The sequence below is a fragment of the Clostridium bornimense genome (genome assembly GCF_018917145.1).
GTDB classification, from domain to species: Bacteria; Bacillota; Clostridia; order Clostridiales; family Clostridiaceae; genus Clostridium_AN; species Clostridium_AN bornimense_A.
The window spans coordinates 1-713 of the sequence record NZ_JAHLOD010000138.1; the positions used below are offsets into that span (position 1 = coordinate 1).

The 713-nt window shown below is 27.1% G+C and carries 1 protein-coding gene; it reads left to right on the top strand.

The features are described 5' to 3' along the window. Positions 1 to 60: 60 nt before the first annotated feature. A partial coding sequence (locus KQI30_RS16895; RefSeq protein ID WP_216464509.1) for an ABC transporter ATP-binding protein occupies positions 61 to 713 on the top strand: 653 nt, incomplete at its 3' end.

The following is a 713-nucleotide window of genomic DNA, read 5'->3' on the forward strand; positions in this document are numbered from 1 at the left end:
TATACCATATAGAAAGATAAAGAAGTTAGAAATAAATACTATTTTAAGGAGGTTAAGTGAATGAGTTACATAGATATACGAAATATAAAAAAGGTATATGGAAAAGGTGATGGACAAGTTACAGCTTTAAATAATATTAATTTAAAAGTTGAAAAAGGTGAAATGTTAGCAATTATGGGATCATCAGGTTCGGGAAAATCTACATTATTGAATATATTGGGATTCTTAGATAAACAAACAGAGGGACAGTATTATTTTAATGGGCAATTAGTAGAAAAATTTAATGATAAAAAACTATCAAAGCTTAGAAATAAGCATATAGGATTTATAGTTCAAAATTTTGCATTAATACAAGATTATACAGTGTTTGAAAATATAAAAGTACCATTAGATTATACTAAGTTATCTCTTAAAGAGAAAAATAAAAAAATTGATGAAGTGTTAAAATATGTGGGTATTCTTGATAAAAAAGAAAAATTGCCTAGTGAATTATCGGGTGGTCAAAAACAAAGAGTTGCTATTGCACGAGCATTAGTTAATGATCCAGATGTAATTTTAGCAGATGAACCTACTGGAGCGCTGGATAGCAGTAATATGGAGAAAATAATGGAGTTATTGAAGAAATTTAATGATGAAGGAAAAACAATAATAATAATAACTCATGATAGTAAAGTGGCTAAAAAGTGCAACAAAGTTTTATATATTGAAGATGG